This window comes from Helicobacter pylori, assembly GCF_003636935.1.
Classification (GTDB): Bacteria; Campylobacterota; Campylobacteria; order Campylobacterales; family Helicobacteraceae; genus Helicobacter; species Helicobacter pylori_CH.
In genome coordinates this window covers 235516-242060 of sequence record NZ_MVVH01000002.1, presented here as the reverse complement: position 1 = coordinate 242060, position 6545 = coordinate 235516, and the positions used below count along the sequence as shown (strand labels likewise).

Annotated in this window: 5 protein-coding genes and 1 tRNA gene; 2 read left to right on the top strand and 4 right to left on the bottom strand. The window is 40.0% G+C overall.

The features are described 5' to 3' along the window. On the bottom strand, positions 1–1621 hold a 1621-nt coding region (locus EAL87_RS02720; protein ID WP_205584680.1), incomplete at its 3' end, for a SabA family sialic acid-binding adhesin. Between the two features lie 253 nt (positions 1622–1874). Between EAL87_RS02720 and EAL87_RS02715 the strand changes: the two genes are divergently transcribed. After that, positions 1875–3032 (top strand): SulP family inorganic anion transporter, encoded by a 1158-nt coding sequence (locus EAL87_RS02715; RefSeq protein ID WP_162972554.1) that lies wholly within the window; start codon positions 1875–1877, stop codon positions 3030–3032. Between the two features lie 34 nt (positions 3033–3066). Here EAL87_RS02715 and EAL87_RS02710 read toward each other — a convergent pair. The 3 genes from EAL87_RS02710 to kdsB form a co-directional block, all read right to left on the bottom strand. Continuing rightward, positions 3067–3141: transfer RNA gene (locus EAL87_RS02710), tRNA-Asn, on the bottom strand. 129 nt (positions 3142–3270) lie between these two features. After that, on the bottom strand, positions 3271–4722 hold the full coding sequence (hopA, locus tag EAL87_RS02705; RefSeq protein WP_120912870.1) for a porin HopA: 1452 nt from the start codon (positions 4720–4722) through the stop codon (positions 3271–3273). A 193-nt stretch (positions 4723–4915) separates the two neighbouring features. Further along, entirely contained in the window at positions 4916–5647 is a 732-nt protein-coding gene (gene kdsB, locus EAL87_RS02700; protein WP_120912869.1) for a 3-deoxy-manno-octulosonate cytidylyltransferase, read from the bottom strand. A gap of 102 nt (positions 5648–5749) precedes the next feature. Between kdsB and dsbK the strand changes: the two genes are divergently transcribed. Further along, on the top strand, positions 5750–6541 hold the full coding sequence (gene dsbK, locus EAL87_RS02695) for a protein disulfide-isomerase DsbK (protein WP_120912868.1): 792 nt from the start codon (positions 5750–5752) through the stop codon (positions 6539–6541). The last annotated feature ends 4 nt before the right edge of the window (positions 6542–6545 follow it).

Sequence of the window (6545 nt, the reverse complement as noted above, 5' to 3'; positions counted from 1 at the left end):
TTGCGCCCCATCTTCTTTTTTGGCCAAAGAATTGCTTATAGCCCACCTGAATACCGATCCCATTCATCGCACCATTATTGGTTTGAGAACTAACAATACCCACTTTCCTAAAGGGGTTTCGGCCTAATTCTTGGTTGATGGTTTGGAGCTGGTTGTATTTGTTGGTATCCAAAGAATAAGTGAGCAAACCTTTTGGGGAATTAGGGTTTTGAGTGGAATGCGTCATGTTTTGAAGGGACTTGGCGTTAGGCAAGTGAGAGATACCATTATTGATCGCTTTTGAGTCGTTCCCTAAAGTGTTAAGGGCTTCTTTAAAATTCAAAATGGTTTGAGCCAAGGCTTTTTCTTGATTGACCTGGTTACCATAATAAGCGGTGTGTTGCTCTAAAGAATTGAGAGTCTCTTTCACAAACGCGCAGCCTGAACCATAAGTGTTGTCGTTAATCACACCAGCTGATCCTGCGGTGCATTCTTCTAGATCTTGTTGGATAGGCCCTTGAATGCTGTGGAAATTGTCCGCAACTTGTTGGGCTAAATTTAAAATCTCTGCTTGAGCGTTAGCTCTGTTGAGCATTTCTTGAGCGAACCCTTTGTTTTGAGAAGTGTAGGGGTTGAAATTGTCTGGTTGCGTGATTTGGTTATTTTCATTAGCGTTAAGTTGTTTGGTTTTTTCTAGGGCTGTTTGAGCGTTTTTAATCATCTCGTTAATAGCGTTAAAGCTATCGCCAAAAATATCCATCACAGTCCCAGTCTTACCGCCAAACCCCCATGCCCCACCGCCACCATTCACATGCGGGTTTTGGGTGGTAAGGACATTGATGATGGTAGCGGCTTGTTGCAAAAGGTTTTCAGCGTCATTGACACTGCTAATTTTTAGCTGGATTGTGGTTGGAGACCCGCCTGAATAATAATTGCCATTTCCATCAGGGTAAGTGTATTCTGTGGTAGGGTTTCTTGTGAAAGTTTGATTGATATTGACTACCATATTTTTGGAGCTATTCAAGGCAGGCATCCCACCCCCTTGATGTTGGTTTAAAGCGGTTTGGATAGTTTGATAAGCGGTGTTGAGAACTTGGTATTCACTACTAGATAGAATGCCATTGGGCCCTACATTACTGGCTCCATTACAAGTGGTGGTGGTCGTTCCGCTACCGGTGTTGTAGCTGTAGTTTGGCGTGTTATCAAACGATCGAACGCCTCCATTCTCTAAATGTTCTGGGCCAAGATTAGGGCCAGGGCCACAGCTGATACCAAAGGCTATGACTTGCCACATGCCCACAGCGGCATTGAGCGCTAAAGCCACAGCTTGATAGGCTGGGGAAGTGGTGGTAGCGCTAGTGAGGTTGATCGCGCTTGAGCTTAGATTATCAATCGCGCTCGTGATCGCGCTCGGCGTGTTGGCTAAATTGACTAAGGAATTTAAGTAGTTGTATTGGTTTAAAAGGTTGCTTAAACTTTCATAATGTTCTGAAAGATCTTGAATGCCTTTGGTGTTTGTTACCATTTGAGCGGCTTCACCGATCTGATAGCCCACACTCATATAAAATCCGTCATCTTCAGCCCTTGATAATGAAGCCATGAGAGAAAGAGAGAGAGCAAAGAGGGATTTTTTGATTTTCATGTTTTCTCCTTTATAGATTTTCTTGATTTCACATTCCCATGATGGTCATGTTTATGAAATTTCGCCATTTTACCATAAAGTGCTTATTTTTAGCTTAAAATTTATATTTTGAAAAAAAAAAAAAAAACAATTTTAAGTATTTTTTACAATAAAATATCATAGAGCTTGATTTAAGAAAAGGGATTTTATCCGGTTTGAAATTGGTTTTTAAATCTTTGGTTACAATCAAGCCATTTTAATGGGAAAGAAAGGCATGTTGGAAAAGATACAAAAAGAATGGTTGAGCAACATTCAAAAAGATTTGCTGTCTGGTTTTGTGGTGGGGCTTTCTGTGATCCCAGAGACGGCCGGTTTTGCGATCATGGTGGGTTTAGATGTGGGCGTAGCGTTTTATACGACCTTTTACATGGCTTTTGTGTTGTCTCTTTTTGGGGCTAGAAAGGCGATGATTAGCGCAGCGGCCGGTTCAGTGGCGCTCATTTTGGTGGGCGTGGTGAAAAACTATGGGCTTGAATACGCGGGCGTGGCGACTCTTATGACAGGAATATTGCAAATTCTTTTAGGCTATTTGAAAATAGGGAATCTTTTAAGATTTATCCCTCAATCAGTGATGTATGGTTTTGTGAACGCGCTAGGCATTTTGCTTTTAACAGAGCAATTCAAATTCCTTCAAAACCAAAATTTAGGGGTGTTTATCTTACTTTTTATCGGGATATTGATCATTTATCTCTTCCCTTTAATCACTAAAAAAATCCCCTCTAATTTAATCTGTATCCTTGCAATCAGCGCGATCGCTTTGATTTTTGATGTGCATGCGCCGAATTTGGGGAGTATTGAACAAGGGGTTTCAGGCTTTCATTTTCTCATTATCCCCAAAAATTTGGATTTTAAAATCGTTATAGAATTGTTGCCTTACGCTCTTTCTTTAGCGCTAGTAGGCACGATAGAAAGCTTATTGACCGCTAAAACTTTAGACGTTATTTTAAAAGACGGCGTGAGCGATAAAAACAAAGAAACTAAAGCGCAAGGCTTGGGGAATATCATCTCAGGGCTTTTGGGGGGAATGACAGGGTGCGCTTTAGTGGGGCAGTCTATCATCAACGCAAAATCCGGGGCTAAAACAAGGCTTTCTACTTTTTTTGCCGGCTTTTCTTTAATGGTGCTAATATTAGTGTTTAATGAATACGTGGTTAAGATCCCCATTGTAGCGGTTGTGGCGGTGATGGTGATGATTTCTTTCACCACTTTTAATTTCCAATCCATTATCAACATTAAAAAAATCAAGCTCTATGACACGCTGAACATGCTCTTAGTCGTGGCGGTGGTTTTATACACGCATAATTTAGCGATAGGGGTTGTGGTGGGGGTGTTAGTCAATGCGTTATGGATCAAATCTAAAGGGATTGCATGAAGCTTTGCTATAAAAAGTTAGGTAGTTAAAAGTATGGCTCCAGATGTAGGATTCGAACCTACGACCAAGCGGTTAACAGCCGCCTACTCTACCGCTGAGCTAATCTGGAATTTCGCTCAAAAAATAAAAAGAAATTTTAGTGTGTTTTTTGTAAAAAGTCAAGTAAAATGATGCCATTATTCGCTTGAGAGCCAAAAAATTGGCTTTGTCCTCATTAATAATGAGAACCGATTCAATATCAATAAGCCAAAACGTAATTGAAATACACGCTATAAAGTCTTCTATAGGCTAATTTAGCGCCCATGAAAGAATAGTAATTCGTGTTGATGGTGGGGATCTTCACGCCTAATTCAACGCCATGATGAATCCCTTGAAGCCTTAAACCGGTATTGAATAAGAATTGGAAATTAGTGTTGTTGATTTTGGCGTTGTAGGCGCTAGTGGTGGTTTTTAAATTCACCAATTGGGAATTAAGCCATGTCGTGCCGGCTAGAGCGATGCCTCCAAAAATGCCAAAAGAGACTTTGCGGTTTTTATCAGATCCGCCATTAATAAAATTCAATAAAAGATCACTGCCCGCGCCATAAGTGAAAACATTGGAAGCGGAGTTAAAAAAGTTGGATTTGATATACGCATAGTTGTAATCAAAAAAGCCATAATACCGGATCCCAAAAAATTTATTTTTCCCAAAGAATTGCTTATAGCCTAATTGCACGCCCACGCCATTCATCGCCCCGTTATTGCTTTGAGAGTTGATTAATCCCACGCTTCTAAAGGGGTTATGGCCAAACTCTTTGGTGGTGGTTTGGAATTGAGAATATTGGGTTTCGTTGAGAGAATAACTATAGCTAGACCGGCTCACCAAACTGTGAAACCCTTTAGAATTAGGCGTTTTTTGAATGGTGTTATAGATGGTTTCTAAATTATCCCCTTTGAGATAAGAGATAGTGTCATTAATAACGCTTGAGACTTGATTAAGGTTTTTATTGAAATCAGCGTTGGTAAACGCGCTTTGTTGGTTTGGATTTTCTGGGCTAGTTCTTCGGGCTTCTGCGGCGGCTTTTTTAGCGCTATCAATCATGCTATTAATGGCGCTAAAGGTGCTGCCAAAAATAGCGCATGCGTTCCCGCTTGCATTAATGCCCCATGGTTTGCCATTGCCTCCGTCTATTCCTGGGCATTGGCTTTGAAGGGTGGTAATAATGGTGCTAGCTTGAGTTAAAAGATGTTCGTAATCATTTTCAATTTTAAGATCATTGTTTTTATTTTCTAGGGTGTTTTGGAGCAATTGAGAAATCGCATTGATTTGGTTGTATTCGCTAGTGGGTAGCGTGCCATTAGCTAAATTAGAGGCTATCACTTGCCACATGCCCACCGCAGAGCTGAGCGCTGAGGACACGGCTTGATTAGCGGTATTTGGGGTTGTTTTCAATCGGCTAGCGCTCTCTTTTAGATTGTCAATCGCTTGAGTGGTGCTTGAATCAGTGTTAGAGGCCGTTTGTTTGAGCTCGTTATAGCGGGTTAAAAGATTGTTCAAATTTTCGTAAGCGTTGGAGACTTTTTGGATTTCGCCGGTGTTTTTCACTTGTTGAACCGCTTCGCCGATTTGATAGCCCACGCTCATAAAAACGCCGTCATTTTCAGCAAGGAGCGATGACGCCATAAGAGAAAGTAAAATCGTTTTTTTCATAAAATGTTCCTTAAAGTAATGTTTTATTTGTAAAATCGTATCAAATTGAAACTTTATTTACAATTCGTTTAAAGTATGACATAAATTTATTGAATTTTTAATAAAATTGAGCAAAAATCAACCAATTTTGCTTTTTTCTTGGATTTAAAAAAAGGTTTTTGATAGTGAAGAATGCCTTGAATATTTTTGAATTTCACCGCTCAAGGAGATCGGGGCTAAAAAGTTTCAAAGCGTTTTGCAAATCTTCTTTGGTGTCAATGCCCACGCTTTGGCTTTGAACGATTTTTACTGCAATCTTTTTTTGGTAATACAAAGCCCTTAATTGCTCTAATTTTTCTATTTCCTCTAAAACGCAAGGTTTTAAAGCGCATAGTTCTTCTAAGATTTCTTTATTGTGGAAGCCATAGATACCGATATGCCCTAAAAGGGGGGTTTGGCGTTTCGTATTAAAATCTCGTAAAAAGGGGATAAGGGAGCGCGAAAAATACAAGGCGTTATTTTGATGATCTAAAACCACCTTGACTAAATTGGGGCTTTTGGCCTGCTCTTCATCAATGACTTTAGCGCAAGTCGCCATGAAAGGGGCGTTTTTGGTGGCTTCTAATAAGGCTAAAATGACTTCTTTTTCTAAAAAAGGCTCATCGCCTTGCAAGTTTAAAACCCTTTCATCGCTTTTTAACCCTAAAATTCGCGCCGCTTCCAAACAGCGTTCTGTGCCACTATTATGGCGTTTGGAGGTTAGCACCGTTTTAATGCGGGATTTTTGGCATGTTTGCATGATGCTTTCATCATCGCAAGCGACTACGCATTCATCTACTAGATTCGCGTTTTTAGCGCAACGCACTACCATAGGCAAGCCAAAAATATCTTCTAGCACTTTATTTTCAAAACGACTGGATTTTAATCTAGCAGGAATGATAATCATCTTTAAGCCTTATAAAATAGGGATTTTATGGTATTATACCCATTTAACAAGCTTATTCCTTCTATTATAGGGATTGAGACTATTGAACTTTAGGAGTTTTTAATGATATTAAGAGCGAGCGTGTTGAGCGCGTTACTTCTTGTAAGCTTAGGGGCAGCCCCTAAAACCCCAGCAGCTAATAAGCAAATGCAAGACAATTTAGTTAAGGTGATTGAAAAACAAACCAATAAGAAGGTGCGTATTTTAGAAGTCAAACCTTTGAAATCCAGCCAGGATTTGAAAATGGTCGTCATAGAAGATCCGGACACTAAATACAATATCCCGCTTGTGGTGAGCAAGGATGGTAATTTAGTCATAGGGCTTAGCAATATCTTTTTTAGTAATAAAAGCGAAGATGTGCAATTAGTCGCAGAAACTAATCAAAAAATCCAAGCCCTTAACGCCACCCAACAAAATAGCGCGAAATTGAACGCTATTTTTAATGAAATACCGGCTGATTATGCGATAGAGTTACCTTCCACTAACGCTGCAAATAAGGACAAAATCCTTTATATTGTCTCTGATCCCATGTGCCCACATTGCCAAAAAGAGCTCACTAAACTCAGGGATCACTTGAAAGAAAACACCGTGAGAATGGTTGTAGTGGGGTGGCTTGGGGTCAATTCAGCTAAAAAAGCGGCTTTGATCCAAGAAGAAATGGCGAAAGCTAGGGCTAGGGGAGCGAGCGTGGAAGATAAAATCTCTATTCTTGAAAAGATTTATTCCACCCAATACGATATTAACGCCCAAAAAGAGCCTGAAGATTTACGCACCAAAGTGGAAAATATCACGAAAAAGATTTTTGAATCTGGCGTGATTAAGGGCGTGCCTTTTTTATACCATTATAAGGCATAGTATA

What these genes read in the sequence shown, in the direction of transcription:
- kdsB (WP_120912869.1), bottom strand. Translation starts at nt 5,647, where the DNA reads ATGATTATCATTCCTGCTAGATTAAAATCCAGTCGTTTTGAAAATAAA.
- dsbK (WP_120912868.1), top strand. Translation starts at nt 5,750, where the DNA reads ATGATATTAAGAGCGAGCGTGTTGAGCGCGTTACTTCTTGTAAGCTTA.
- EAL87_RS02715 (WP_162972554.1), top strand. Translation starts at nt 1,875, where the DNA reads ATGTTGGAAAAGATACAAAAAGAATGGTTGAGCAACATTCAAAAAGAT.
- hopA (WP_120912870.1), bottom strand. Translation starts at nt 4,722, where the DNA reads ATGAAAAAAACGATTTTACTTTCTCTTATGGCGTCATCGCTCCTTGCT.